The 25,734-nt window shown below is 42.2% G+C and carries 28 protein-coding genes; 8 read left to right on the top strand and 20 right to left on the bottom strand.

Translation table 11 applies throughout. The annotated features are described in order from the left end of the window. Nucleotides 1–3 precede the first annotated feature (3 nt). The 5 genes from QF117_RS13765 to potA form a co-directional block, all read right to left on the bottom strand. Nucleotides 4–600: a GGDEF domain-containing protein gene (locus QF117_RS13765; protein ID WP_282386215.1), complete on the bottom strand. Its 597-nt coding sequence runs from the start codon at nt 598–600 to the stop codon at nt 4–6. Nucleotides 601–899: 299 nt separating this feature from the next. Beyond that, nucleotides 900–1,937: an extracellular solute-binding protein gene (locus QF117_RS13760; RefSeq protein WP_282386213.1), complete on the bottom strand. Its 1,038-nt coding sequence runs from the start codon at nt 1,935–1,937 to the stop codon at nt 900–902. Between the two features lie 179 nt (nt 1,938–2,116). Further along, the gene (gene potC, locus QF117_RS13755) at nt 2,117–2,890 is read right to left on the bottom strand and encodes a spermidine/putrescine ABC transporter permease PotC (protein ID WP_282386212.1); all 774 of its coding nucleotides are present in this window, start codon (nt 2,888–2,890) and stop codon (nt 2,117–2,119) included. After that, entirely contained in the window at nt 2,890–3,747 is an 858-nt protein-coding gene (potB, locus tag QF117_RS13750) for a spermidine/putrescine ABC transporter permease PotB (RefSeq protein WP_282386211.1), read from the bottom strand. The genes potC and potB overlap by 1 nt, the downstream gene beginning before the upstream one ends. Then, a complete protein-coding gene (gene potA / locus QF117_RS13745) occupies nt 3,731–4,873 on the bottom strand; it encodes a spermidine/putrescine ABC transporter ATP-binding protein PotA (RefSeq protein WP_282386210.1) in 1,143 nt (380 codons plus the stop codon). Before potA ends, potB begins: the two co-directional genes overlap by 17 nt. Nucleotides 4,874–5,173: 300 nt before the next feature. Between potA and QF117_RS13740 the strand changes: the two genes are divergently transcribed. The 3 genes from QF117_RS13740 to QF117_RS13730 are packed head-to-tail and all read left to right on the top strand — an operon-like array spanning nt 5,174 to nt 7,486. Beyond that, on the top strand, nt 5,174–5,989 hold the full coding sequence (locus QF117_RS13740; protein ID WP_282386208.1) for a hypothetical protein: 816 nt from the start codon (nt 5,174–5,176) through the stop codon (nt 5,987–5,989). After that, the gene (locus tag QF117_RS13735) at nt 5,982–6,818 is read left to right on the top strand and encodes a glucosaminidase domain-containing protein (protein WP_282386207.1); all 837 of its coding nucleotides are present in this window, start codon (nt 5,982–5,984) and stop codon (nt 6,816–6,818) included. Before QF117_RS13740 ends, QF117_RS13735 begins: the two co-directional genes overlap by 8 nt. 11 nt (nt 6,819–6,829) lie before the next feature. Beyond that, on the top strand, nt 6,830–7,486 hold the full coding sequence (locus tag QF117_RS13730) for a DUF2987 domain-containing protein (protein ID WP_282386205.1): 657 nt from the start codon (nt 6,830–6,832) through the stop codon (nt 7,484–7,486). Nucleotides 7,487–7,672: 186 nt separating this feature from the next. Here the strand turns inward: QF117_RS13730 and ttcA are convergent, their stop codons facing one another. The 11 genes from ttcA to ccoN all read right to left on the bottom strand — a co-directional run bounded on the left by ttcA (nt 7,673) and on the right by ccoN (nt 17,750). Beyond that, on the bottom strand, nt 7,673–8,605 hold the full coding sequence (gene ttcA / locus QF117_RS13725) for a tRNA 2-thiocytidine(32) synthetase TtcA (RefSeq protein ID WP_282386203.1): 933 nt from the start codon (nt 8,603–8,605) through the stop codon (nt 7,673–7,675). Between the two features lie 194 nt (nt 8,606–8,799). Continuing rightward, nucleotides 8,800–9,747, bottom strand: a complete 948-nt coding sequence (uspE, locus tag QF117_RS13720) for a universal stress protein UspE (protein WP_282386201.1) — start codon at nt 9,745–9,747, stop codon at nt 8,800–8,802. Between the two features lie 133 nt (nt 9,748–9,880). Further along, the gene (locus QF117_RS13715) at nt 9,881–10,627 is read right to left on the bottom strand and encodes an FNR family transcription factor (protein WP_017034275.1); all 747 of its coding nucleotides are present in this window, start codon (nt 10,625–10,627) and stop codon (nt 9,881–9,883) included. Between the two features lie 88 nt (nt 10,628–10,715). Next, the gene (locus QF117_RS13710) at nt 10,716–11,390 is read right to left on the bottom strand and encodes a sulfite exporter TauE/SafE family protein (RefSeq protein ID WP_282386198.1); all 675 of its coding nucleotides are present in this window, start codon (nt 11,388–11,390) and stop codon (nt 10,716–10,718) included. Next, on the bottom strand, nt 11,390–11,584 hold the full coding sequence (gene ccoS / locus QF117_RS13705) for a cbb3-type cytochrome oxidase assembly protein CcoS (RefSeq protein WP_282386197.1): 195 nt from the start codon (nt 11,582–11,584) through the stop codon (nt 11,390–11,392). The genes QF117_RS13710 and ccoS overlap by 1 nt, the downstream gene beginning before the upstream one ends. Continuing rightward, complete coding sequence (locus QF117_RS13700; protein ID WP_282386195.1) at nt 11,584–13,956, bottom strand: heavy metal translocating P-type ATPase; 2,373 nt, start codon at nt 13,954–13,956, stop codon at nt 11,584–11,586. Before QF117_RS13700 ends, ccoS begins: the two co-directional genes overlap by 1 nt. A gap of 4 nt (nt 13,957–13,960) precedes the next feature. Beyond that, nucleotides 13,961–14,440, bottom strand: a complete 480-nt coding sequence (locus QF117_RS13695) for a FixH family protein (RefSeq protein ID WP_282386194.1) — start codon at nt 14,438–14,440, stop codon at nt 13,961–13,963. Between the two features lie 84 nt (nt 14,441–14,524). Next, nucleotides 14,525–15,505, bottom strand: coding sequence for a cytochrome-c oxidase, cbb3-type subunit III (gene ccoP / locus QF117_RS13690; RefSeq protein ID WP_282386192.1), 981 nt, complete (start codon nt 15,503–15,505; stop codon nt 14,525–14,527). Next, entirely contained in the window at nt 15,502–15,678 is a 177-nt protein-coding gene (locus QF117_RS13685; RefSeq protein ID WP_282386190.1) for a CcoQ/FixQ family Cbb3-type cytochrome c oxidase assembly chaperone, read from the bottom strand. Before QF117_RS13685 ends, ccoP begins: the two co-directional genes overlap by 4 nt. Before the next feature lie 11 nt (nt 15,679–15,689). Then, nucleotides 15,690–16,310: a cytochrome-c oxidase, cbb3-type subunit II gene (gene ccoO, locus QF117_RS13680; RefSeq protein ID WP_282386189.1), complete on the bottom strand. Its 621-nt coding sequence runs from the start codon at nt 16,308–16,310 to the stop codon at nt 15,690–15,692. A gap of 12 nt (nt 16,311–16,322) precedes the next feature. Next, nucleotides 16,323–17,750, bottom strand: a complete 1,428-nt coding sequence (ccoN, locus tag QF117_RS13675; protein WP_017034267.1) for a cytochrome-c oxidase, cbb3-type subunit I — start codon at nt 17,748–17,750, stop codon at nt 16,323–16,325. A gap of 257 nt (nt 17,751–18,007) precedes the next feature. On the opposite strand from ccoN, the gene QF117_RS13670 reads away from it, so the two are divergent. The 3 genes from QF117_RS13670 (at nt 18,008) to QF117_RS13660 (ending at nt 21,378) form a co-directional block, all read left to right on the top strand. Next, entirely contained in the window at nt 18,008–18,397 is a 390-nt protein-coding gene (locus QF117_RS13670) for a hypothetical protein (RefSeq protein WP_282389428.1), read from the top strand. A gap of 61 nt (nt 18,398–18,458) precedes the next feature. Beyond that, nucleotides 18,459–19,646 carry an FIST N-terminal domain-containing protein gene (locus tag QF117_RS13665; protein WP_282389427.1) on the top strand — a complete coding sequence of 396 codons (1,188 nt, stop codon included), beginning with the start codon at nt 18,459–18,461 and terminating at the stop codon, nt 19,644–19,646. Nucleotides 19,647–19,650: 4 nt separating this feature from the next. Then, a complete protein-coding gene (locus tag QF117_RS13660) occupies nt 19,651–21,378 on the top strand; it encodes a response regulator (RefSeq protein ID WP_282389426.1) in 1,728 nt (575 codons plus the stop codon). A gap of 323 nt (nt 21,379–21,701) precedes the next feature. Here the strand turns inward: QF117_RS13660 and QF117_RS13655 are convergent, their stop codons facing one another. The 3 genes from QF117_RS13655 to matP all read right to left on the bottom strand — a co-directional run bounded on the left by QF117_RS13655 (nt 21,702) and on the right by matP (nt 22,935). Beyond that, nucleotides 21,702–22,028, bottom strand: coding sequence for a hypothetical protein (locus QF117_RS13655; protein ID WP_282389425.1), 327 nt, complete (start codon nt 22,026–22,028; stop codon nt 21,702–21,704). A 123-nt stretch (nt 22,029–22,151) separates the two neighbouring features. Beyond that, complete coding sequence (locus QF117_RS13650; RefSeq protein WP_282389424.1) at nt 22,152–22,463, bottom strand: DUF3634 family protein; 312 nt, start codon at nt 22,461–22,463, stop codon at nt 22,152–22,154. Nucleotides 22,464–22,485: 22 nt separating this feature from the next. Then, nucleotides 22,486–22,935: a macrodomain Ter protein MatP gene (matP, locus tag QF117_RS13645; RefSeq protein ID WP_017034261.1), complete on the bottom strand. Its 450-nt coding sequence runs from the start codon at nt 22,933–22,935 to the stop codon at nt 22,486–22,488. A gap of 158 nt (nt 22,936–23,093) precedes the next feature. Between matP and QF117_RS13640 the strand changes: the two genes are divergently transcribed. Further along, nucleotides 23,094–24,740, top strand: a complete 1,647-nt coding sequence (locus tag QF117_RS13640; RefSeq protein WP_282389423.1) for a Lon protease family protein — start codon at nt 23,094–23,096, stop codon at nt 24,738–24,740. Nucleotides 24,741–24,812: 72 nt separating this feature from the next. Then, nucleotides 24,813–25,331, top strand: coding sequence for a bifunctional 3-hydroxydecanoyl-ACP dehydratase/trans-2-decenoyl-ACP isomerase (fabA, locus tag QF117_RS13635; RefSeq protein ID WP_026026719.1), 519 nt, complete (start codon nt 24,813–24,815; stop codon nt 25,329–25,331). Between the two features lie 134 nt (nt 25,332–25,465). On the opposite strand, the gene rmf is transcribed toward fabA, so the two are convergent. Beyond that, entirely contained in the window at nt 25,466–25,639 is a 174-nt protein-coding gene (rmf, locus tag QF117_RS13630) for a ribosome modulation factor (RefSeq protein WP_017034258.1), read from the bottom strand. Nucleotides 25,640–25,734: the final 95 nt, after the last annotated feature.

Raw genomic sequence — 25,734 nt, 5'->3', positions numbered from 1 at the left:
CAATCAGTTAACTTTTTGATTTGAACGCTCATCATGCTGAGCGTTTCTCATTTTACTCTTTTTCATTTTATACATAGCCACATCGGCATTGGTTAACGCCTGCTCTAAATTGTCTAATGTTGCGGTTTCAAACCCATAACTGAATGTTAAGGTTTCGCCTTTCAAAACTCTGATGACAGAATCCACATACTCCTGAGCTCTTCCTGGGTCTACTAGTACGACAAACTCATCGCCACCGATTCTAAATGCTTTTTCTCCGCTGTGTTTGGTGGTGGTCAGTGCTTGAGCAAAGCGAATAATGAGTAAGTCACCGACAGCATGACCTTTGGTATCGTTTACGGATTTTAAGTTATTAATATCAAGATAGACGATATCGAATTCAGGTTTTGAGATATCGTTGAGTTTCTTTCGATTATAAAGCCCCGTTAACTCATCAATAGTATTCTCATAATGCATTTTGTTAAGTAGGCGAGTGACACCAATCGCTATTATCAAATATGCGATCTGAAGAATCCCGTCTTCTAAGAATGTATCAAAGAGTTCATACTTATCAGCGAGATCATCAAGCACTTTGATTTCGGTCACAACATCATAAAACATGTTGAATACCAACATGAGCAAGCCTATTTTCAATATGCGATTGGAGTGGAGAGATTTTCTAGAAATGAGATAAATATAGATAGTAATGAATAGCGAGTTGCTTTCAAACAGCAAGTCGTAGTGAGAATCAACTTCGACTAAATGACTCAGCATTTTCATAGAAATTGAAACTAACAGCATAAATGTGATTAAAACCAGCGCACTAGAGTGCTTTATCTCATATTTGATTGCCTATTTCCTTATTGAAAAAGAGTGTCTCGAGTCGATATGAACGATCATGACTCGAGACACCTCACGGTTTAATTACCTACTTTAAGACGTTGGAAGTACTCTTCATAAAGTGCACTTGCTTCACCAACTTCGTCTTGCCATACGCCAGAGTCCATAATGTGTTGCGGTGGAAAGATGCTTGTATCATTAGCAAACTCGGGTGGTAGCAGCGGGTAAGCGGTCTTAACAGGGGTTGGGTAACCGATCTCTAAAGCGATCTTCGCGGCGTTTTCTGGGCGCAAAAGAAAATCGATCATCTTGTGCGCAGCCTCTGTATTTTTAGCCCCTGCAGGAATCGCTAAACTGTCCATCCAAAAAATAGCGCCTTTCTCTGGCCATACGATATCGATGGAAGCCCCTTCCTGACGCGCCATGTAAGCGGATCCATTCCACAACATTCCTAAAGAAACCTCGCCAGCAAGGTATGGATTTGCAGGAAAATCAGAATTGAACACCAACACATTTGGCATAAGCTTACGTAACTCTTGATAGGCTTGTTCAATTTCTTCAGGGTTAGTCGTATTCGGTGAATAGCCTAACTTCGTTAATGCGATATGAAAGACTTCACGAGAGTCGTCCATTAGCATCAGCTGACCTTCCCATTTGCTGTCCCAAAAGTCTCCCCACTTTGTTAGCGAGCTGCCATCCAGCATATCTGAATTCACACCAATGCCCGTGGCGCCCCAAATATAAGGAATAGAGTAGGTATTGCCAGGATCAAAAGGTTTGTTTAGATAATTAGGGTCGAGGTCCGCAAAGTGAGAGAGTTTGGTCTTATCAATCTCTTGCAGCATGTTTTCTTTATGCATTTTTGAAACGAAATACGTCGATGGAACAACTAAGTCATAACCAGAACCCTGCGTTTTTAACTTGGCGTACATACTCTCGTTTGACTCGTACGTCGAGTAAATCACCTTAATACCCGTTTCTTCGGTGAAACTTTCTAGCACATCAGCAGGGATGTATTCAGACCAATTATAAAAATACAGCTCTTTGTCGTCAGCGAAGACTGATTGAGAGAATATAGTAGCGGCAAATAGTGCTGCGACGCTTAGTTTTGTTTTCATTTTACATCCATCTTATGTTGCGTACTTAACGTTAAATGCGTGTATAACAAGCATAGGGTAAGTTTAGAAAAAAGAACGCATATTTCAATGATATGACAACAAATAATTAGCCCATATCTAAGCGCTGAATTTGTTGTCTTACCCAATATGCCTGAGATCCATATAAGTAATCTTTATGGCTATGCTGTCAATCTGTCTTTGCCTATCCATTGAGAGAGCAAGACTAAAAACAACGAAACGACGAGCATAATAGTGGCGAGAGCGTTCACTTCAGGAGAAATGCCCACCTTAACCATAGAATAAATTTTGAGTGGAAGTATTTCATAGCTTGGTCCAGTGACAAAAGAACTGATGATCACGTCATCCAACGAGAGTGTAAAACTCAATAACCAACCTGCCGCAATTGCTGGCTTGGCAATGGGTAGAATGATTTTTTTCAAGATCGTCCATTCACTTGCACCAAGATCTTTAGCGGCTTCGAGCATTTTTACATCAAAGCCTTTTAGCCGGCTGTATACGGTGACAACCACAAAAGGCAAACAAAACGTAATATGTGCGATCAGTAAGGTTAAAAATCCAAGCTGTACACCGATGAGAAGAAACAACGCAAGCAAAGAAATTGCCATCACGATATCAGGAGACATCATGACAATAAAAAGCATGCCATTGACGGCAGGCTTTCCTTTGAATTGATACCGAAATAGGGCCACAGCCGTTAAACTACCAATAGCTGCAGCCGCTGTTGCAGAGAAAACCGCAATATTGATCGAGTGCCACGCAGCCTGCATGAGACTGTCGTTGTTCACTAAAGATTGATACCACTTGAAAGTGAATTCACCCCATTTCATTCCAAATTTATTGCTATTAAACGAATTAACGATCAATACAATGATTGGCAGGTACAGAAACGCATAAACAAGGGAAATGAAACTGTATTTAGAAAAACGCCCCATTAGCTTAACTCCGTGGTTCGGTTAAGAAGCTTTCCAGCTCGATAGTAACCATACAGTAATATTGCCATCGCTCCGGTAAGTGCAATGCTCGTTGCTGCGCCAAAAGGCCAGTCTCTGGCATTGAGAACCTGACTCTTAATCACATTACCAATCAGTAAGTTTTTCGCACCACCTAACAAATCGGCCACATAGAACATTCCGAGTGCAGGCAACAACACCAATAAGCACCCGCCGATGATCCCCGGCATTGTTAAAGGTAAGATGACACGAACAAAGGTTTGAAACTTGTTCGCACCCAAATCTTTCGCAGCCTCGATATAGGAACCGTCCAGTTTTTCTATGGTTGAATAGAGTGGCAGTATCATAAACGGCAACAAAACGTAGACTAAACCTATCATTACCGCCGTTTCTGTGTACATAAGGCGTAGCGGTTTATCAATGATGTCTAACGCGAGCAATCCCTTGTTTAACACTCCTTGAGTACCGAGAACAATTTTCAACCCATAGGTACGAATCAGTGAGTTAGTCCAAAATGGAACAATCACCAGAAACAGCATTAGGGGTCTGACATTCACAGGCATTTTTGTCACTAGGTAAGCGAAAGGGTACCCAATAAGTAGACAAAGCCCGGTCGCCATAATTGCCATATAAAACGAATGCCAAAGCACTTTGAGGTAGAGCGGATCCATTAAGCGAGCGTAGTTATTGAGCGTGAATGTCAGGTCGATTAGGTTCGCCTCATCACGTGTCAGAAAGCTCGTCGCGATAATCATAATGTTAGGAATCAGCACGAACAAGGCCAACCAACTGATGATTACCGTCAGAATCGTATTTTTGAAGTTAAACCATTTGTGCATCAGTCAGTACCACTTCCCAAGTTTCTACCCAAGAGATCGCCACTTTTTGGCCCAAAGAGTGATCCACATCGGGGTCATCTTCATTGAAGAACTCACTCGTCATCACTTTCATTCCAGAAGGCAATTCAATCACTGAATCGAGAGTCATTCCTTTATAGGTACGATCTATAACGTGACCAATGATTCCGGTGTTTTCGGATTCTATGATTTCAGTCACTCTTAAATCTTCTGGGCGTAACAGTACTTGAAGAACATCGTCCGCTTCAACGGGCGCCTTGTAATGAACAACGCTGTCTGAGTTTTCTATCGAAACCAATATCTTTTCATCGTCTATTCGAGAAAGTACTTTTGCATTAAAAACATTAATTTCTCCTATAAACTGCGCGACAAATAAGTTTTGTGGCTCTTCATAGATTTGTCTCGGTGTGCCATCTTGCTCAACAACCCCTTCGCGCATCACAATGATCCGATCGGACATAGACAGCGCTTCTTCTTGATCATGAGTCACAAAGATAAAGGTAATGCCAAGCTGACGTTGCAGCTGCTTTAATTCTATTTGCATCTGCTTTCTAAGCTTATAATCAAGCGCAGACAGGGATTCATCTAACAACAGTACTTTGGGCTTATTAACCACAGCTCGAGCAATGGCGACACGCTGCTGTTGACCACCAGAAAGTTGATGAGGCATACGGCTTGCGTGCTCTGTTAGTCGAACCATTGAAAGAGCATCGATCACGCGCGTTTTAATCTCATCATTAGGAACGTTTTGCATGCGAAGCCCGAACGCAACATTCTCAAAAATCGTCATATGAGGGAATAGGGCATAGCTTTGAAAGACCGTATTCACATGTCGTTGCTCTGCTGGGAGCTCGGTAATATCGACACCATCGAGCGTAATACTTCCCACATCGGCCATTTCAAACCCGGCAATCAAGCGCAGAACGGTTGTTTTACCACAGCCAGAAGGGCCCAAAATCGTGAGAAACTCCCCGTGATTGACGTCGATAGAAAACTCATTGATCACTTTCTGACCATCGAAGCTTTTGCTGACTGCAGATAATTGAACTATGGGTGTTGATTTCGTTGGATGAGTATTCAAGGCTGTCTGGCTCCCAATAGAACTCATGGACGTATGATCGAGTTTAATACAAGATCAAATAATGGGCGGATGATAATCATCAATCTAGTGAATTTAAAGTATTTTTACACTGAATTCGTGCAAAATCGTTATTCGAAGCCTATTCAAATTTTAAGCGAGTGGGCCATAAGTCTGTGTGAGTAGAAATAGTAGACGAATATGTAAGAAAATGAGGATAAACTACGGAACAGATTTTCGTATAATTACCTTTTAAGTATAATGCGGCTAATTTCTTCAATCAGCTATTTAAAGCCACTGAAAGCAATCCCCATTGCGACGGACGTTAGAATGAACAATGACATTGAAAAAGACTTCAACCTAGGGGGGAGCGTAGACAAAGCGCTGTCCGGTAAATACGATTTAAAAGTAGGTGAGGTTTTAAAAGAAGCGGGCAGCATGACTGTTAAGCATTTTCTTTCGTTCTCTCCTGCGGTGCTGATTTTGCTCGTGCTGCAACTCGCCATTTTTTACATCGCGTTAAAGCTACAAATTGGTGACCCTTCGATTGTTCTTGATATCTTTGAAAACCCAGAGAACTTTAACCAATCTATCGTTCAGGCAATTTTTGTCGCAAACTTTAGCTATGAAGTTGTCAGCGCCCCATTTTTTGCGGGGCTGAGTTTGATGGCCATGAGCCACGCTGCTGGGTTGAATACGAAACTTCGCCATATAGGCAAAGGACTACAGTTCACAGTCCCTGTCATTATAGCAACGCTTGTTGCGTTAATTTTGCAAGGCATCGCAGGGACATTCTTACCATTCGTGTCTTTATACTTGTCGTTAGCCTTTAGTAATTCCATTCTCCTAGTGTGTGAAAAAAGAGTCAGCCCGTTTCAATCGTTATGGATGTCGCTACGTGCAGTGAATAAGAAGATCCTGCCAATTGCCGCCATTTACTCAATCGTGACTATGCTGTTTGTTGCGGCAGCAATGTTCTACGGCATTGGCCTTATCTTTGTTCTACCGTTTTTCTTTCACGTAAAGGGGATAATCTATCGAAACATGTTTGGTATTAAATTAAAGGTTTATGCGTCAGAAAAATCAAATGACGATACGCCGAACGATGACCATCACAATAAAGACTCGAGGTTCTTCGATGCCTAAAAAACGGATCGGGTTAATTGTTGGGCTAGGGCTCGCCTCGACCGTCTTGGTGTCGAGTTTATTTTTGGCCACACAAGACCTAGATGTCACGGATACAGACATCAACGTGCTCGAAGATAACCAAAGAGAAACAAGCATTGAAGCCAAACAAATAAGTGACGCACCAGACTTCGCTGCTATTTCTGATATCCAACAAAAAAAGAAGGCATTTTTTGAGTATCTAAAGCCGGGCGTTGCTCTTGAAAACAAACGAATCATAAAAGAAAGGCGCCGACTGGAATCGATGTTAGAACATCTTCAGTCAAGTGCTCTCACATCAGAAAACACCGCATATGCGGAACGTCTTGCTCGCCTATATAATGTGGCTCTTTCTGAAAATGGTGTCACTGTCGATTGGCTAAAGTCGATGCTTCACCGAGTTGACGTTTTACCAGAGGCATTAGTGTTAACTCAAGCGGCGAAAGAATCGGGTTGGGGGACATCTCGTTTCGCTACTCAAGCAAATAATTACTTTGGTCAGTGGTGTTATAGCTCTGGCTGTGGTGTCGTGCCACAACAAAGAACTGATGGCATGACTCATGAGGTTGCAAAGTTTGATTCTGTACAGGAATCTATCCATCGCTACTTTATGAATGTAAATCGCAATCAAGCTTATCAAGAACTTAGAGATATACGTTTCAGATTACATTCTGAAAACAAAGACTTACTGAATAGCGAAGCGGCGATTGCGTTAACAAACGGATTAGTACGTTACTCAGAACGTGGGCAACCTTACGTGACTGAACTGCAGGGTATGATTCGCTTTAACCAACCCTTTTGGTCAAAATAATAAGAAGAACTATGAACAAATTATCGACACTATTACTGGCAACAACGGTACTTCTTTCAGCCTTTCCTTCGTTTGCTGAAGAGTACCGATTTACCTATTCAAAGCTGTTCACGCAAATGAAAAACAACTTAAATGAAGGGCACGACGACGTGAAAGTGGGCTTCTTTTTTGTGAACGCAGAAACCAAGCAATTGTGCAGTATTGACAAAGCGTGGATGGAAAAAGATGAACATTATGAAGTTCTGAAAGTCACGTCGAATCGAGAACTAGTGATTCCACTTGACGACAATTTAAAACAAGCGAACCCGTTAGTGTTCGTTCATACACCCAAAGAAATGCAATGTGACTTTTCCATGGTTGTACTCTCTAAAGAGCCGTTGGAAGGCGTAGTGAGTTATGAAGAAGTGGCTCAATATCTCCCACAAATGAAATCCATGCTCGATGACTTAGGTGGCATGTTTTCCAGCTGGTTCTCTCCTAATGTCGAAGGCCTAACTCTCGAGTTTGCAAACCAGCTCACTGGTAACATTGAACTATCACACGGAGAAATCATTCCTATTGTGAATGGCATAGCGATCGTCACTCTTGATGATATCCAAAAGGGAGGATCAATGTCACTGCCGCAAGAAACGATGCGGGTACTTCCATTTATTCCATCAGCTGAATAACGTTCTTTTTCAAGTAAGCTTCATCTCGAAGAGCTCACTGACGATAAAAATCATTTCTGATTACAAAAATAGCGGCTAAATAGCCGCTATTTTTAATCTGTATCACCAAGTTTTTATCTGTATCACCTAGCCAATTAACACTCCGTCAACCAAGGCATCTAGAATATCAATACTCATTTGAAACTATTAAATATTGGTGACTTTAAGTGCTAGGCTTGGGTCAAACTCAGTGACAATATCGTTGTCTTCCAAAGCAACACTTGGCATCTCGGGCTTGTCAAAACCGATGTCACCACCATTAATCACACCTGAATCTCGGTCGATAGATTTGAAATCAAACAGTTGATGATCAGCAAGATGGCTAGGAACGACATTTTGCATAGCAGTGAACATAGTTTCTATTCGACCAGGGAACTGCTTATCCCAGGAATTGAGCATCTGCTTAATGTTCTGACGTTGCAAATTAGGCTGAGAGCCACACAAATTACACGGTATGATTGGGTAATCACACATCATTGAATACTTGATAATATCCTTTTCGCGGCAATACGCTAATGGACGAATAACAACATGCTCACCGTTGTCTGAAACCAGCTTTGGTGGCATAGATTTCAATTTCCCACCGTGGAACATGTTCAAAAATAGCGTTTCGATGATGTCATCGCGGTGGTGACCCAACGCGATCTTAGTTGCCCCTAACTCTTTCGCTGTTTTATACAAAATACCGCGACGAAGGCGAGAGCAGAGAGAACATGTCGTTTTGCCTTCTGGTACTTTATCTTTGACAATCGAGTAGGTGTCTTCTTCAACAATTTTATACTCTACACCCAGACTTTCTAAATACTCAGGAAGAATATGGCCAGGAAAACCGGGTTGTTTTTGGTCTAAATTAACAGCAATCAGCTCAAAATTAACAGGGGCGCTTTTTTTTAAGCTCATCAAAATATCGAGCATGGTGAAGCTGTCTTTCCCGCCTGATAGGCAAACCATAATTCGGTCGCCATCTTCAATCATATTAAAGTCAGCAATGGCCTGACCTGTATTTCGGCGAATACGTTTTTGTAATTTATTGAAGTTGTTTTTCTGAGCTGGTGTAAGCTCTTGGGTCTGTTCAGGCATCTGCTGTAAAATCTCAAAACCAAAATGAAGTGCGTATGATACGGATAAATTGGATAGATGCTAGTGATTCTGATTGATTAAACCAAGAAAAACGCCTTATAGACTGTGCTATTGTCGCTTAGCAAAATCAGAAGGCGTTATGATTCATCTGCTCGTTGTTAGTCACGCTACTCTTTGTTAGGAATAGGCTCAGTTTAGATCGATGTTTGTGGGTCAAGAGGGCTAATGTAGCCATGGGGTTTCAACGCAAGCACATCGCAATTGATCTTATCAATAACGTGCTCTGCGGTATTGCCGATAAAAACAGCCGACAAGCCTGTTCTGCCCGTAGTCCCTAAAATCACCATCGCAGCAGTTAGCCTATTCGCTACCTCTGGAATAATGTCTTCAGGTAGTCCTTGTTCGACAATCGTTTGTTCTTCATCCATGCTATGCTTTTGACGCAGTGCTTTCATAGAGGTTAAGTGATGGCCTCGAACCGCATCAGTGTAAGTGCTTGGATCAAACTCTGGCAATTCGATCGTAATGTTTGCAGGCGTGATCGGGTAGGCATTAACAAGATAAGAATTCGTATTGAGTCGCTCAGATAGATTTTGAAGTTGCTTGACCATTCTATCATTGAGATCACTATGCGCCTCATTTTCGGATCCTACATGGACTGAGGCGATAATATTCGCGTCTTCAGGCCAAAACTCATTTTTAACCAACAACACAGGGGAAGGGCATTTCCTTAGCAAGTGCCAGTCGGTTGGCGTGAAAATAACAGATTCAAGAATGTCGTGCGTTCGCGTTCCTTTAATAAGGATATCATGAGAGCTTGCAAAGACTTCCGCTATGATCGCTTCATAAGGTCGGTTATGCCACACCACCTTAATCTCAAATTCGATATCGTTTTCGAGATAAGGCTCAGCCACTTTTTTCATCCACTGCTCACGTTGATGAATGACGCCTTTTCTCATTGCATCGCGTTCGTCAGATGAGAGCATAGATGTCATATCGTATGAAAAATCATAGATAGATAAGAAAAACATAACGTGGCTTGTAGAGGTACTTTTTGAAGCTAGCTGTATGGCTCTTGCTAGCGCTGGTTGCTGGTCGTTATTGATGTCGGCAACCACTAAAATCTTGTTGTAGATACTCATACGAACACCTTAATTTGTTTGCGACTATATAACTAATGTAGCGCAGATATGAGGAGAAGTATGAGAAAAAAAGAGGAAAGGTTGTGGAAGTATGACGCAGCTCATCAATAAGCTACGTCATTGAAGTTACTTACTATTCTGTTGTTACGCCAGCAAGCTTCATTAGTGCATCGTGATCGACAATAGTAATGTATTTGCCTTTAACACTTAAGATATCGGCCTTCTGAAAACGGCCCAATAGACGACTAATAGTTTCAACGGTTAAACCTAAGTAGTTACCGATATCACCACGAGTCATAGTTAGACGAAACTCTCTTGGGCTAAATCCACGTTGTGAAAAACGGGTAGATAGGTTATATAAAAAGGCGGCTAATCTTTCTTCTGCATTCTTCTTTGAGAGCAGAAGGATCATTTCTTGGTCGCCTTTAATCTCATTGCTCATCAAACGCATGATTTGTTGGCGAAGCTTTGGCATTTTGCCAGAAAGGTCATCAAGGATATCGTAAGGGATCTCACACACCATTGAGGTTTCGAGCGCTTGAGCAAAGCTTGGGTGGCAATCATCAGTAATGGCATCAAAGCCCACTAAATCACCCGCTAAATGAAACGCTGTAATTTGTTCATCACCTTGCTCTGTAATTGTATAACTCTTTATCGTTCCAGAACGAATAGCATACAAAGACTTCAACTCGTCACCGGCTTTAAAAAGTTCCTGTCCTTTTTGGATCGGCTTTTTTCGTTCGATGATTTGGTCGAGCTGATCAAGCTCTGATTCGCTCAGTGTAAATGGAATACACAGCTGGCTAATACTGCAATCTTGACAGTGGATAGCACAACCGCCAGATTGAATGCGCTTTGTAGCTGGCTTTTCAGAAATCATAACAACCTTTCACAATTTGATATACATCAATATTTTACCACCGCTTAACATTAAAGGGTAGTTAAAAAAAACAAACTAAATCACACGCTTAAAAACTAAATGATAAAATCATTAATGCGCCATAACCCGTGTACACGCCATAACCGAGAATAAGCGCGGCTCCAACGCTACGAAATAATGTCGATTGTTGTATCCTTTTTAAGTGACTTGCACTGTAGCCAATTAAGAGCATGGCGGGCAATGTTCCGAGCCCAAAACAAAGCATGATTAAAGCACCGTTCATTGCGCTACCGGACACCGCTGCCCATGTCAACATAGAGTAAACTAGACCACATGGTAACCACCCCCAGACAAATCCGAAGGGCAGAGCATGAAGTGGTTTTTTTAGCGGTAATAAAGATTGACCAAGAGGTGATATGTACTTCCAAAAGTGTTGCCCTAACTTCTCAAAGGCCAACAACCCAAACCACCATCGACCCACATACAACGCAAGTATGATCATGAATAGAGCAGCAACGAGTCGTAACCAAGCGAGGGCCTGGTTAAGCTGGCTAAACTCAACCAAGGAAGAAACAGCACTACCAATGAGCGCACCGATAACCGAGTAGCTCAATAATCTGCCGATATTGTAATACAAGGGAATAGCAGCTGAAGGGTTCTGTTGACCAATACTTAGCGCAGAGGCTAGGCCACCGCACATGCCCATGCAATGACCCGCGCCAACGAGGCCAATAAAGAAGGCGCCAACCCAGTCGATAGGCATTATTTCTGACCTTTACTTGGGGTTTTGTCTCGAATTTTTTTGTCGTTTTCTGACTTATCATCATCAAACAAAATATTGTGACCCTGTCTTTCTAGATCTTCAAACTGATCACTTTTCACAGCCCAAAGAAAAACCGCCACGGCAATACAAACAAGGACGATGGCAATAGGGATTAGCAAATACAAACTTTCCATTATTTATTATGCTCTTTTAGTAAGCGCAATGAATTGGATACAACGATGATTGAACTTCCGGACATTCCAAGCACAGCAATGTAAGGTGCAACTAACCCCGCCACCGCTAAAGGCAGAATCAACACATTGTACCCAAGAGACCATGCTAAATTTTCGCGAATGATCTTACGGGTAGATAATGCGAGTTCACGAGCCTCCAACAAACGGTCTAATCTATCCCCAAGTAGCACCATATCAGCAGACGCCTTGGCAACATCTGTACCTCCACCCATTGCAACCGATATATGTGCGCCAGCAAGAGTAGGGGCGTCATTGATTCCATCTCCGACCATCATGGTGATATCCCCATCTAACTGGTTTAAGTAGTTAAGCTTGTCTTGGGGCTTAGCTGAGGCAATAACGTTATCGATCCCAATTTTACTTGCAACTAACTGAGCGTTAGCCTGAGTATCACCGGTTAGAAGCGTGACTTTTATGCCTGCGTCTCGAAAACGTCGAATAAAGTCCGCACTTTCTTTTCGAATAGGATCGCTGTAGCTGAACGTGGCGATATGGACATCATTCAAAGAAAGGTAGACGCTGTTCGCTGCTGCCTGATGATCCCCACCTAAGATAAACTCAGCGCTACCAATCTTAACGTGTTGTCCTTGGTAACAACCCCTGATACCAGAACCAATGATGTTCTCAACATCAGTTATTTCTGTGATAGAAGGCGCAGAGAGCTGCTTAAAGGCTCGAGCAATAGGGTGATTGGCATGGGACTCGAGCTCCGAAGCCAAAGCAATGCATGTGTCTTTATCGATATCGGCGACAATATCGACTTCGGTAATCTCAACATTGCCACACGTTAATGTGCCGGTTTTATCAACGACAAGATGGTTCACTTTACAGAGCGTTTCAAATACATGGCTTTTGCGTAACAAAATACCAAAATTGCCCATTCTTGATGTTGCACACGTGAGTGCTGTCGGGGTAGCAAGAGATAAAGCACAAGGACATGTCGCAACCAACACCGATAACATTATCCAAAACGCATCATCCGGACGCGACTGTTGCCAGAAATACCATGTGCAAGCTGCAACAATAAGAATAACAGCAACAAAATAACGAGCGACAATGTCAGCTATTTCAGCGATTTTCGGCTTCGACATTTGAGCTTCGTCTTGCAGGCGAACAATACTTGAAATAACGGAATTCGCTTTGGATGCAGACACTTCGAGTTCAAAAGAGTCGTCCCCATTTAAAGTACCCGCAAAAACCATATCACCCTGTGACTTAACTACAGGCAGCGATTCACCAGTCAGCATCGATTCATCAATATGAACTCTACCAGCGCAAATCATACCATCCGCAGGAATATGCTCTCCGGGAAGCACTCTAATTTTGTCGCCAATAGTTAAAGATTTAACTGGGATCTGTTCACCGTCTAACGTTGTCGCTACAGCAGGTATCAGCTTCAATAAATTCCCACTGGCGGCCGCTGCTTTTCGACGAGCACGCATTTCAAGAAACCGCCCAACCAGTAGGAAGAAAGTAAACATCGAAATCGATTCAAAGAACACTTCACCTTGCTCAGTAACCGTTGCAATTAAACTTGCTACATAAGCAAAAATTAGGGCAATGGAAACAGGGACATCCATCCCCAGTGTTTTACCACGAATACTACGCCAAGCGTTCAGGTAAAAAGGAAGGGCAGAATAGAGTAGAACGGGAGTAGCGAAAATTAAGCTTACCCAGCGAAAATAGTTCTTAAATTCAGGCTCTAAATCACCAAACACTTCTAGATATAGTGCAACCGCTAGCATCATAACCTGCATGGTAGCGATACCCGCTATACCTAATCGATAGAGGTATTGTTTCATTGACTGGTGATAAGAAGCTTCGTGCTGATCGGCCTCAAAAGGCGCGGCTTTATATCCTAAAGTATGAATGCTTGAGATCAGTTCACTTAGTTTGACGAGAGACTTGTCCCAGACCAGCAACGCTCGGTTTGTTGTGGTGTTAACCCTGATCGATTGAACGCCTTTCACTTTGGTCAGATGTTTTTCGATCAACCAAGCACAAGCAGCACACGAAACGCCGTCTATAGACAGTGTCACTTCTGAGCTATTTTCATTATGTCGAACAAACTCAGATTGAACCTCTTCGTTGTCATAATGTATTAGACTTAATAATTGTTCTGGAACTAAGTCAACTTTATCGGCAGGTGCGGTACGGAATTGGTAATATGAAATTAATCCACTATCCACGATAGTTTGCGCTACGGTTTCACAACCTGGACAACACATCGGACGAATCTCATCTAAGATCTCTACCTTAAAATCCGTGTTGACTGGTACATCTTCACCGCAGTGATAACACGATTTACACATAGTATTAATTCATTAGTGGGATTGTAGCATCTGAAGGAAAGCCAACGCGGCCTTGAATAAGCCATTGTTTATCATGTGGTGATAGCTCGATAAACCAAGGGCCTTGAAGCTCCGCATCTAACTGTAATCGATATGTACCGTTAGCATCTGACGTCATCAAACGGCTAAAATCACGATCGGCTAACGTTCGGTGTGCAAACATAGCGGTAATTGCAGGGTAGTGTTCTAACGAGCCTTTATCGACCTGAAACACTATCGTATCACCTTGAGACTGGACAGTGGCAGAAAGCCCAAGATCTTTAGCCACTCGAACTTTTGAAATGTCGATGTTGATGCCTTTGCCTTTTTTATAGTAATCCTCTGTTACCAAAGAAACAGAGTTCTGAGAAAAAACAACCACCGTTGCGATAGTCCAAACCACGACGGTAGCCGGTAGTATGATTAGAAACCACGGCCAAAACTGTTTATACCAAGGAAGTACCATAAAAAAGTTCTCTACAACAAAAAGAAAGAAGAATGTAAAACTATAGAAAAGACAGCCCCTTATAAAGGGGCTGTTATTGAATTGTTACTTATTATCTGAGTTTGTCAGGCTCCAAACATACGCAGACACTAGCTGAATTTTATCCTCGCCTAGAATATCCTTCCAAGCAGGCATTACGCCAGAACGACCATTCATTAGTGTTTCTGTTACGTCCGCACGTGAACCACCGTATAGCCAAACTTGATCCGTTAGGTCAGGTGCACCAACAGCAGGGTTACCTTTACCATCTGTACCATGACATGCTGCACAGACAACAAACCTAGCTTTACCCGCTTCCGCTTCACGAGCATTAACTGAACGACCAGAAAGGCTTAAAGTGTATGAAACCACTTCTTTCACACCGTCTTCGCCTAACGCATCTTTCCAAGCTGGCATTTGACCAATACGACCATTCATTAATGTCGTGACAATAGCAGCAGGTTCACCGCCGTACAACCAAGCATCGTCAGTTAGGTTAGGGAAGCCTTTTTGACCACGAGCATCTGAACCGTGACATTGAGAACAGTTTTGCAAGAACAAACGTTGGCCGACTTTAACCGCTTCCTCATCGCCAGCAATATCCGGGATTGAACGCAAGTCTGTGCCATTCGCATCGTATGCCAAGCGCTTGAATGCTTCTCCAAAGTACGCATCAGCATCATCGAGTTCTTTTGCGTACTGGACGAGCTGTTTGTTACTCTGCGCATTTGCAATCGAGGCTTTTGACTCTTCCAAAGAGCGAACGGTTTGATCCGAACTTTGCCAACCTAACACACCTTTAAAATTACCCAAGCCAGGGTAAAGAGCAAGGTAAACGGCGGCAAATATGAACGTACTAATGAATAAGTAAGTCCACCACTTAGGTAGAGGGTTATTCAATTCTCGAATACCATCATACTCATGGCCCATGTCAGCACCGTCTTCAACGCCCATTTTATCTTTCAGGCACCAAATAAGTACGGCCGCACATCCAACCAACGTACCGATAGTAATGATGATTATCCAAAGACTCCAAAATGTAGTCATTGCTTCGTCACTCCCTGTTCTTTAGGTTCCGTGTTTTGTTCATCAGCAAACACTAAATTTGCGTCTTCATCGAAGCGAGCTTTGCGGCTTTTGCCGTACGCCCACCATACAATTCCAATGAAGCTCGAAAACAACACGACGGTCCATATACTGTGAATAGTACCAATATCCATAACTATTCCCCTTATTTCATTGCATGGCCAAGAGATTGAAGATAAGCAATGATGGCATCCATCTCTGTTTTTCCTTCAACATCTTTTTCTGCACTGGCGATCTGTTCATCAGTGTATGGAACACCAAACTGATTTTTAAAGATCAATAACTTATTCTGAGTGTGCTTACCGTCTAAGGTATTCTCCTCAAGCCAAGGGAAACCAGGCATGTTTGACTCAGGAACAAGTTCACGAGGATCAATTAGGTGTACACGATGCCATTCATCAGAATAACGACCGCCAACACGCGCAAGATCGGGACCTGTACGCTTAGAACCCCATAGGAATGGATGTTCCCATACGTGCTCACCAGCAACAGAATAATGACCGTAACGTTCAGTTTCAGAACGGAATGGACGAATCATTTGGCTGTGACAAACATTACACCCTTCACGGATATAGATATCACGACCTTCCATCTCGAGTGCCGTGTACGGGCGCAAGTTTTCTACAGGCTCGGTTGTCTGCTTTTGAAATATAAGTGGCGTAATTTCCACTAAAGCACCCAAACTGATCGCGACAACAATCAGAATGGCAAGCAAGCCGACATTGCGTTCAACAATTTCATGGCGATTGTTCGAATTAGAGCTCATTCTATAATCTCCTTAAGCCGGTTGCTGGATAGCTTTTAGGCTATCTTTTGGCGCGGCGATTGTCTTGTATGCGTTGTATGCCATTAAGAACATACCAGCAAGGAAGATAAAGCCACCAATGAAACGAACAGTATAGTAAGGGTATGAAGCTTGAACTGATTCAACGAAACTATACGTTAACGTGCCGTCTGAATTAACTGCACGCCACATTAGACCCTGCATAACACCTGATATCCACATGGCTACGATATAAAGAACCGTACCAATCGTCGCTAACCAGAAATGGACATTAATCAAGCCCACTGAGTACATGCGTTCTTGATTAAATAGGCGAGGGATAAGGTGATAAACCGTACCAATCGTCACCATTGCAACCCAACCTAATGCACCAGAGTGAACGTGACCAACCGTCCAATCAGTATAGTGGGATAGGGCATTAACCGTCTTAATCGACATCATCGGGCCTTCAAACGTAGACATACCATAGAAGGACAGAGAAACCACTAAGAAACGTAGGATTGGGTCGTAGCGAAGTTTATGCCAAGCACCAGATAGCGTCATAATACCGTTGATCATACCACCCCATGACGGAGCAAATAGAACCAAAGACATCACCATGCCTAGTGACTGTGTCCAATCAGGTAGCGCGGTATAGTGCAAATGGTGAGGACCCGCCCAAATATAGAGCGAAACAAGCGCCCAAAAGTGAACGATGGATAAACGGTAAGAATAAACTGGACGTTCTGCCTGCTTAGGGACGAAGTAATACATCATACCTAAGAAACCGGCAGTTAGAAGGAATCCAACCGCATTGTGTCCGTACCACCACTGTATCATCGCATCTATCGCACCCGCGTAAATCGAGTAGGATTTGCCTGCTGACACTGGTATTGCCATGCTATTTACAATATGCAAGACAGCAACGGTGATGATAAAGGCTCCAAAGAACCAGTTTGCTACATAAATGTGTGAGGTTTTACGCGTAATCAGTGTTCCAAAGAACACCACAGCGTAAGCGACCCATACCAATGTAATAGCAATATCGATTGGCCATTCTAGTTCTGCGTATTCTTTACCTGAAGTAAGCCCCAAAGGTAAAGTAATTGCAGCGGCTAAAATTATCGCCTGCCATCCCCAAAAGGTGAATGCGACGAGAGGGCCACCAAATAAACGAGTTTGACAAGTACGCTGCACAACATAATAAGATGCTGCGAATAGCGCGCTTGTACCAAACGCAAAAATAACCGCATTAGTATGCAGAGGACGTAGGCGACTGTATGTCAGCCACGGCGTATCAAAGTTTAGCTGTGGCCAAACTAGTTGAGCGGCAATCAAACAACCAACAGCCATACCAACAATACCCCAAAGAATAGTTACAAGGGTAAACTGGCGAACGACTGTATAGTTATAGTTTTGCTCAAGCTGCTGTTCTTGGCTCATTTGCATGCTTCCATTTTTTTATTAACTACACTTTACTTCCAACACGACTAGTGTCGTAATGCCACCCAAATCCTTTGGAAATATAAGCCTTATATCGGCGTTTCAGTTCCATTATCAACTTTTAAAAAAGTGGCACTTTCAGGACGAAACTATACTTGAATTAACAATTTAATGACAGCTCAGTAACCTTGCTAATGGTCAGGTTTTGAGGGTTTTTTTAAAAAATTTGAACTTAATTACATGGAGACAGAAAAACAATGGCAGCTCAACCCCTGACTAAAGGACGATTTGCTCAAATAATCATCACGTTGACTATACTGGTGGGTGTATTCACGTGGCGCACGATAACCCATTCACAAATTCAATTTGTGGATTGCGAATACCAAGAACTATGTTCATTTGATGTAAAAAATAACGCGTTGGAAGCCAATTTTAGCCAAGGTAAACTAAAGTTAGAGTTCAATACCGAGAGGGTCTCTGTTTCGACCAATTTATCGCCAATAGAAGCCGATGAACCATTTGTATGGGCATTGCCTCAAACAGGACAAGACCCCAGCATAGTTTTAGTTGTTATCCTCAAAAATAACGACACATATCAAGTTAATATTAAAAACTTCTATCCGTTGGGGCTTCCTAGCGTGAACTAATAGGTCACAACGCAAATCTATTGTATAAATAACGGAACGATTAAGACCTTTTATCAATGTTATGCAGTTTATTACCAAAGTCACACATGTTGAAGATGAACACTCTGCCATCGAAGAGTTATTGCACGGATTGGAACTTGAGAATCTGACTAGCATAATCTGCTATTACACAGATAAATACGATCCCCATCAGTTACGACACGCTTTTAACTCATCGCTAACAAATGTCTCAATTATTGGATGCTCAAGTTGTCAGGGAATAATGACGGAAAAGGGAGTGCATTTCGGTAATGTGGTCGGCATTTTGGCTATCTATGATATTGGAACAAGTGCTTATGGCTCCGGTCTGATCGAATTAGCCAGCGGTTGTAGTATAAAGCAGGCGACATCTAATGCGCTTAATTGTGCTCTTAATAATGCTAAGCGCATTGGAGAAGTACCAGGATTTATTATATTACATGCAACTCCCGGTATTGAAGAGTCGATAATTCAAGAAATTGATGATGTATTTCATACCAAAGTCCCAATCATTGGCGGGAGTGCTGCAGACAACAACATAAAACAGCAGTGGTCCATTTTTACAGAATCCGGGGCAACCAACTCTGGATTTGCACTACAACTCTTTTATCCTTCACAAAAAGTCACCGCTGGGTTAAGTGCAGGGTACACGCCAACAGAGTTCAAAGGTACGATTACGAAATGTAATGAAAGAGAAATATTAGAAATTGATCACCAACCAGCGCAAGACGTCTATCTGGAATGGATCAGCGATCATGCGGGAGTCGAACTACCAACACATTTTTCTTTTGAACTCGTGACCGAATATCCTTTAGGACGAATGGTCGGTGAAGTTTACACGACACCTTACTACAAGTTATCCCACCCGATAAATGTAAGCACAAACAAAGGGTTACTACTATTTACCAACGTAACTGTTGGGGACGAAGTTACCTTAATGTCCGGCGACCGAGAGCAACTTATTTCTCGCGCCGCGCGAATACTTAAAGAAACCAAACGAAACATTCACTCAGAGCAAATGATCATTGGCGCGATCTGTATAATGTGCGCAGGGCCAATGCTTTACTTAGAAGGAGATATTCACGAGGTAAATAGGCGCATAAGAACTGAACTCAACAACAACCCGTTTATCTGCCCGTTTACTTTTGGAGAACAGGGACGATTCATTGGTGGCGAGAATGCCCATGGTAATTTAATGGTGTCATCTGCTGTCTTTCATTCCTCTTGGTAGCAATATGGAATTTAAAGCGAAAGAAGAACTGAACGAAATCTTGCTAGAGCTCAAAAGAAGCCAGCAGCGCGAGGCGAACCTAGCTTTAGAAAACAGGGCGATTCTTGACGCAATATCCGCCATCACAGGTGCTCAAAATCGGCACCAAATTTTCCATGAGCTAAAGCGAATATTAGCTTTATATATCGATTTTGATGATTTTGTCGTTTTAAGTAAGGCACAAAGTGATTCGGAATTTCGAACATTTTTAACATCAAACTCAGCTTTTGTTAACGTCAATTGGCCAGTCGGGGAAAAGTTTATTCGAGTCCTAGATGGCGACCGAATTATTCTTTTTGAGCCAACCACTCTCCCCGAGTTCTCTCATTTAAATCAATTTGTTAAAGACCAGATTAACGCAGCGATCATTATTGGGATAAACACGACCATCTCTCAATCTGTTGTTTTACTATTAGGGCAAAGAAAAGGGCAGTTCCCAATATCTTCACGCGATACGTTGTCACGTTTTGAGCCACTGCTAGAGCGAGCGCTCATTGATATCGAACAAAAAGAGAGCCTCCAAGAATTAGTGTCGATCCGAACAGAAGAACTTAAACTGGCAAGAGAAAAAGCAGAGGAGGCAAGTAAGGCTAAAACTCAGTTTTTAGCAATGATGAGTCATGAATTAAGAACACCACTGAACTCGGTACTTGGTCTTATCGATATTCTGGAGTGTGAGCTTGTTGATCGCTCGCAGCTAGAGACACTGAGTAAAATAGAGTGTTCTGCAGAACTATTGCTAGTACTGATCAATGACATCCTAGATCTGACCAAAATCGAGTCTGGTAAATTCTCTACGGAATATCAGTGGATTAAGCTGAAAGAGCAACTGAAAAAGACCCTCGAAAACTATGTTAGTCAGGCAGACACAAAGGGATTAGATCTGAAGCTTGACTTCGATACTATCGATCGAGACTTATACTGGATCGATCCCACGCGTCTATCCCAGATAGTATTTAACCTTGTCGGTAACGCCATTAAATTCACCACAAAAGGGACGATTTCTGTTTCCGCTCAAGTGCAAGATAAACGACTAGAAATAGTGATCATAGATACCGGCATTGGCATTGAAAACGGCAGAATACCCACTCTGTTTTCTCCCTTTATACAAGCAGACAGCTCAATCACCCGAAAATATGGGGGAACAGGGCTAGGGCTTACCATAACTAAGCATCTCGTTGAATTAATGAACGGTAAGATTCACGTTGAAAGTACCTTAGGTCAAGGCTCTTGCTTTACAGTACGAATCCCAGTCAATAAGAAAAAACCGCGTAGCCACACGAAGAAAAAAACAGCTATACCCAATTTTTCTCCGGAAATGAAAAATGTCTTGGTTGTGGAGGATACAAAGACCAACCAAATGGTCATTCGACTCTTACTGGAGAAGCACGGTTACAATGTAACAACGTTATCTAATGGCCGGGAAGCGGTGGAACACTTAAATAATGACAGCGCCAACAAAATAGACGTTGTTATTATGGACATTTCTATGCCTATTATGGACGGGTTGACGGCCACAAAAGAAATACGCACATTTAACAAGGCAATCCCCATCATAGCGTTAACCGCGCATGCAATGGAGAAAGACAAACAAGATTGCCTAGAAGCGGGGATGAATATGTTTGTCTCTAAACCAATAAGACGCCAAGAAATACTTCAAGCGCTCTATGAAGTTGCTCAAGATACAGATTGACAGAGCTTTCATACATAACGTTCTAAACTAATAATCACTTATTATCGTCAGATAAATAAATGATTATTAGGTACTTTATGGTAAATAGATTTATGTTGAATTGATAGATGGAGAAGAAGAGATGCAAGGAGCGAATAGACATTGACCAAGTAACACTAGGCTTCAATTTACCATAATATACATAATACGCACTGAATTATGTGCTTGTTTGGGCTGTTTCTCGCGCATTCTAAGCCTCTGGAGTTTGTTGAGGCTTAGATTTTACGTGCATACTTCCATCGCTTGTTCCATTTTTCGAATGGTCCGTAATGCAACGAAAGAAATCACAAATCTTTAGTGGAAACATGAATACGTATGTATTTTTCAGGCTCGCTCAATCGGAATTTCTTCTGCTTCTTAAGTATTTTCTTACTTTCTCTGCACATCTTGCTACTACCTGTGCCATGGACTCTTCGAACGGTCGTATAGTTTTGCTTTAACTTCATTTCTAACATCAGGTCGCAAAAATCATTGTCTTCAAATTCGAGTTTTCGAAGTTGTTTACTCAGATGCTTTTTTATCTTCTTTGCCGTTGCGTTATAATCCGTATCGTCTTGACTCCATGCAGAGCCAGATAAGAGCACCGCTAACAATATTAGTCGTACAATCATAAGTACCTCCTAAGAAGTAGCTTAACAACTGTAGCTTATAACGCCTTAAGTGAGGTTGAAATTATCGAGGCACGACCTGTCTATGTGTAATAACGTTGTTTAATAACATTGTTTAACAATGGACTAAGCTCTTCTATTGCTCGACTTATTTTTAAAACCTTGATGTGGAAAAACATTCCGTATTCTTTGCTGAACCTTTTTAGGTACGGCTTCTGAAAACACCAATTTAGGCCCGGTACGCTGTTGGTATACTTTAAAAGTACCATCGAAAGGCACAATGCTGGCTATATCTTCAACACTGGTGCGAAATTTGGCAGGAAAATGCCCTTTTACTTTCGAAATCTTCCCTGCAATAAACGTTACTTTCAGTACTGGCCGGTCAACAGCAACAAGCCAAAAGACAATGATTGCACCGATGAGAATGACATATAACATGGCTTAACCTCATATCTAGTAATTAATTGGAAAGCAGCTTACTCAGATCTTGCTTAAGATCATTCACTGTCTGGCTAGCCTTTTCACTTCTCGATGCTTCAGTAAGAAGATATTCAATCGCGTCAGACAAAGTACAACCTAGCTCATTAGCGCGATAAGAGAGTTTTTCCCAAACTCTATAATCGAGGTCGATGGATTTCTTTTTAGTGTGTATCTGCTCTGCATTGAAGTGGCGTTTGCGTTTTGCTCGTATCGCCTGCTTCATTTTGTTATCTAAATTTAAAGCCATGTGTTCTTCAATCCAGTCAAGGACTAATGTGGGCTCGTGTTCCAAACTTTGCAGAGCTTTAACCGCAGAGTCAGCTTCACTTGAATCAATATGGCGGGTTATTTCATCACCTTCTTTCCATTTTTTGATCAAATATTGCCACTTCCAACCACATTCTAAATTTTCAAGCTGTTGATACTTCATTTCTCTATCCATTGACTGTCTATGGTGACAGCGTAACTCCACTCCTGTTATATAACAATTATCTTAGTTAAAAAAATAGAGAAAGATCATTTTATCTATGCCCAAATGCCCTTTTACGTTACAATTTTCAGTCCTTAATATGTCTATGATGATAATGAATGAATCAAGAAATCTGGCGCGCGGTCACGCCTCAATACGACGCTTTTAATCAATCAATTGAAGCTATTACTTCAATCCCACCTAAAGCGTTTATGGCAACTCAAACCCGCCTTTCTGGAGCAATTGATCAATTTGTTGGACTTTCTGGCGTTTCAAGAGTCATGATGATTAATGCGCCTGACAACGCTCTATATCGAAACCTGATCTCTGAGAAAATTAAATCATGTGTCGGCGCTCCCACTTCGGTGATCTACAGCGAAACTTTAGACTCAACCAAGGTCTTTGGCCAATATAAAGCGCAAGACGGCGAGCTTAAACAGCATGTCCCTGGCCTATTAGATCAAGCAAACAATGGGTATCTGATTCTCAGCGCGACGTTCTTATTGGCGAACCCAGCTAGCTGGTTAAAATTGAAGTCCGTTGTTTTAGGACAAAGTACGTCGCCGATTAATCTGGATTCCAAGCATGAATTAGATCAGTCCATCGAAAACTATTACAACCTCAAAATTGTTATCGTCGGAGACCGAGAGCAACTCGCTGAAATAGACTATTTAGATGCCGACATCCACACAGGTTTGTGCCTATTTAGTGAGTTAGAACTTGAACTTCCGTTGTCTGATTCGACCATTGAACTTTATCTAGGTTACCTAAACTGGATCACGACAACCTACTCACTTCCTTTTATTGAACCCTCATCCATTAAACGCTTACTGCTAGCTGGTGCTCGTTACACGGAAGATCAAGGTTACGTTCCTGTCTGTTTGATGTGGCACCTGGCTCTTTTACAGGAAGCAACGCTCGTCTCAAATAATCAAAGTATTCGTTTTGAAGATTTAGATAAGGCGATTGATAACAAGAAGTACCGAGAATCCTATCTTCCAGAGCGAGCTTTATCTGATATTTTGAATGGTCAAGTCATCATTGAAACAAAGGGCGAACAAGTTGGTCAAGTTAACGCATTAACCGTTGTTGATGTTGCGGGACACCCAATTTCTTATGGCGAGCCTGCGAGAATATCGTGTGTGCTCCACTTCGGTGACGGTGATGTCTCTGACGTAGAACGAAAAGTCGACCTAGCCGGTAACCTACACGCAAAAGGCATGATGATCATGCAAGCGTTTGTCAGCAGTGCTTTAAATTTTGATGAGCCTCTCCCTTACTCTGCTTCGCTGGTATTCGAACAGTCTTATTGTGAAGTGGATGGCGACAGCGCCTCACTTGCTGAGTTGTGCTGTTTTGTCAGTGCACTGTCTGGCTACCCTATTACACAGGAAATCTCGGTAACTGGAGCGGTTGACCAATTTGGCCGAGTGCAAGCGGTTGGCGGCCTGAACGAAAAGATTGAAGGTTTCTACCACGTATGCAAACACCAAGGGTTCACAGGCAATCAAGGGGTTATTTTACCGCGTTCAAACCTGAAACACTTGGCTCTAGACAAAGCGGTGATTGAGAGCATCAAAACAGGCGAATTTCATATTTGGCCCGTATCAAACGTTGATGAAGCCGTCCCTATTTTAATTAACAAACCTTTTAGAGGTGATGACGACAGCAGTGTCGTTAGTAAAATCGCTGAACGCATTGAAAACTATGAAAGACTTGAACATCCGCCTGGGATTATTGAGCGGTTGAAAAACTGGTTCTCATAACACTGATCGGAGTTGTTTAGCGTACACCTGTTCACTAAGATGCACCTATCAGAAATTGGAGTGATTGATATAATGCAAAATAAACGTGATTCTTACGACCGTGATGATCTTCTAGCCTCTAGCCGAGGAGAACTATTTGGTCCTGGATACCCGCAGCTTCCTGCGCCAAATATGTTAATGATGGACCGTGTTACAAAGATGTCTGAAACAGAAGGCGACAACGGAAAAGGACTAGTATTAGCTGAACTTGATATTACTCCAGACCTTTGGTTCTTTGATTGCCATTTCCCTGGTGACCCTGTAATGCCTGGTTGTCTAGGCCTGGATGCCATGTGGCAACTTGTTGGTTTCTACCTTGGCTGGGTTGGCGGTAAAGGGAAAGGCCGTGCACTGGGTGTTGGTGAAGTTAAGTTTACTGGACAAGTTCTTCCTACAGCGAAAAAAGTTACTTATGAAATTCACCTAAAACGTGTCGTTAACCGACGTTTGGTCATGGGTGTTGCTGATGGCCGTGTTCTTGTAGATGGTAAAGAAATTTACGTAGCAAAAGACCTTAAAGTCGGTCTTTTCCAAGATACTTCCGCTTTTTAAGCAAGAATGTATTTATAAGCGACTCTTAGAGTCGCTTTATTTTCAACTGAACATTTAGTTATAGTGCGTTAAAAACTGCATATATAGCCCCTTTCGGGGCTAATGTTCCTTTATACATTGTATGTAGAAGGAAGTTATTTATAGAGACCCGCTTGTTTGTCATCTCTGGCATCACGCCAACCGCCTAACCAATATGATTTCGCATCCATTTGTTGATACGGGCAATTTTCGGAAGAACGTCCGTTTAGCCCAGCTTTGTAACCTTGAGATTGTGCTCTTTCTAGGCGGTCACGCTTTTGTCTCTTCATAGTGTCGTCCTCTTACATATACATGGTTTCTTAACGTACTACTATTAAATCTAAATGGAGTTTATGTGACTCCAATATTAAGATTCGATCAAAAT

It is taken from the genome of Vibrio sp. YMD68 (genome assembly GCF_029958905.1).
Classification (GTDB): Bacteria; Pseudomonadota; Gammaproteobacteria; order Enterobacterales; family Vibrionaceae; genus Vibrio.
Note: the sequence above shows the minus strand (reverse complement) of the source record. Positions and strands in the feature narration are given on the sequence as shown.

Bases quoted from the DNA above. Each gene is read 5' to 3' on its own strand.
- QF117_RS13765 (WP_282386215.1), bottom strand. From the start codon at position 600: ATGTTTTATGATGTTGTGACCGAAATCAAAGTGCTTGATGATCTCGCT.
- QF117_RS13760 (WP_282386213.1), bottom strand. From the start codon at position 1,937: ATGAAAACAAAACTAAGCGTCGCAGCACTATTTGCCGCTACTATATTC.
- potC (WP_282386212.1), bottom strand. From the start codon at position 2,890: ATGGGGCGTTTTTCTAAATACAGTTTCATTTCCCTTGTTTATGCGTTT.
- potB (WP_282386211.1), bottom strand. From the start codon at position 3,747: ATGCACAAATGGTTTAACTTCAAAAATACGATTCTGACGGTAATCATC.
- potA (WP_282386210.1), bottom strand. From the start codon at position 4,873: ATGAGTTCTATTGGGAGCCAGACAGCCTTGAATACTCATCCAACGAAA.
- QF117_RS13740 (WP_282386208.1), top strand. From the start codon at position 5,174: ATGAACAATGACATTGAAAAAGACTTCAACCTAGGGGGGAGCGTAGAC.
- QF117_RS13735 (WP_282386207.1), top strand. From the start codon at position 5,982: ATGCCTAAAAAACGGATCGGGTTAATTGTTGGGCTAGGGCTCGCCTCG.
- QF117_RS13730 (WP_282386205.1), top strand. From the start codon at position 6,830: ATGAACAAATTATCGACACTATTACTGGCAACAACGGTACTTCTTTCA.
- ttcA (WP_282386203.1), bottom strand. From the start codon at position 8,605: ATGCCTGAACAGACCCAAGAGCTTACACCAGCTCAGAAAAACAACTTC.
- uspE (WP_282386201.1), bottom strand. From the start codon at position 9,747: ATGAGTATCTACAACAAGATTTTAGTGGTTGCCGACATCAATAACGAC.
- QF117_RS13715 (WP_017034275.1), bottom strand. From the start codon at position 10,627: ATGATTTCTGAAAAGCCAGCTACAAAGCGCATTCAATCTGGCGGTTGT.
- QF117_RS13710 (WP_282386198.1), bottom strand. From the start codon at position 11,390: ATGCCTATCGACTGGGTTGGCGCCTTCTTTATTGGCCTCGTTGGCGCG.
- ccoS (WP_282386197.1), bottom strand. From the start codon at position 11,584: ATGGAAAGTTTGTATTTGCTAATCCCTATTGCCATCGTCCTTGTTTGT.
- QF117_RS13700 (WP_282386195.1), bottom strand. From the start codon at position 13,956: ATGTGTAAATCGTGTTATCACTGCGGTGAAGATGTACCAGTCAACACG.
- QF117_RS13695 (WP_282386194.1), bottom strand. From the start codon at position 14,440: ATGGTACTTCCTTGGTATAAACAGTTTTGGCCGTGGTTTCTAATCATA.
- ccoP (WP_282386192.1), bottom strand. From the start codon at position 15,505: ATGACTACATTTTGGAGTCTTTGGATAATCATCATTACTATCGGTACG.
- QF117_RS13685 (WP_282386190.1), bottom strand. From the start codon at position 15,678: ATGGATATTGGTACTATTCACAGTATATGGACCGTCGTGTTGTTTTCG.
- ccoO (WP_282386189.1), bottom strand. From the start codon at position 16,310: ATGAGCTCTAATTCGAACAATCGCCATGAAATTGTTGAACGCAATGTC.
- ccoN (WP_017034267.1), bottom strand. From the start codon at position 17,750: ATGAGCCAAGAACAGCAGCTTGAGCAAAACTATAACTATACAGTCGTT.
- QF117_RS13670 (WP_282389428.1), top strand. From the start codon at position 18,008: ATGGCAGCTCAACCCCTGACTAAAGGACGATTTGCTCAAATAATCATC.
- QF117_RS13665 (WP_282389427.1), top strand. From the start codon at position 18,459: ATGCAGTTTATTACCAAAGTCACACATGTTGAAGATGAACACTCTGCC.
- QF117_RS13660 (WP_282389426.1), top strand. From the start codon at position 19,651: ATGGAATTTAAAGCGAAAGAAGAACTGAACGAAATCTTGCTAGAGCTC.
- QF117_RS13655 (WP_282389425.1), bottom strand. From the start codon at position 22,028: ATGATTGTACGACTAATATTGTTAGCGGTGCTCTTATCTGGCTCTGCA.
- QF117_RS13650 (WP_282389424.1), bottom strand. From the start codon at position 22,463: ATGTTATATGTCATTCTCATCGGTGCAATCATTGTCTTTTGGCTTGTT.
- matP (WP_017034261.1), bottom strand. From the start codon at position 22,935: ATGAAGTATCAACAGCTTGAAAATTTAGAATGTGGTTGGAAGTGGCAA.
- QF117_RS13640 (WP_282389423.1), top strand. From the start codon at position 23,094: ATGAATCAAGAAATCTGGCGCGCGGTCACGCCTCAATACGACGCTTTT.
- fabA (WP_026026719.1), top strand. From the start codon at position 24,813: ATGCAAAATAAACGTGATTCTTACGACCGTGATGATCTTCTAGCCTCT.
- rmf (WP_017034258.1), bottom strand. From the start codon at position 25,639: ATGAAGAGACAAAAGCGTGACCGCCTAGAAAGAGCACAATCTCAAGGT.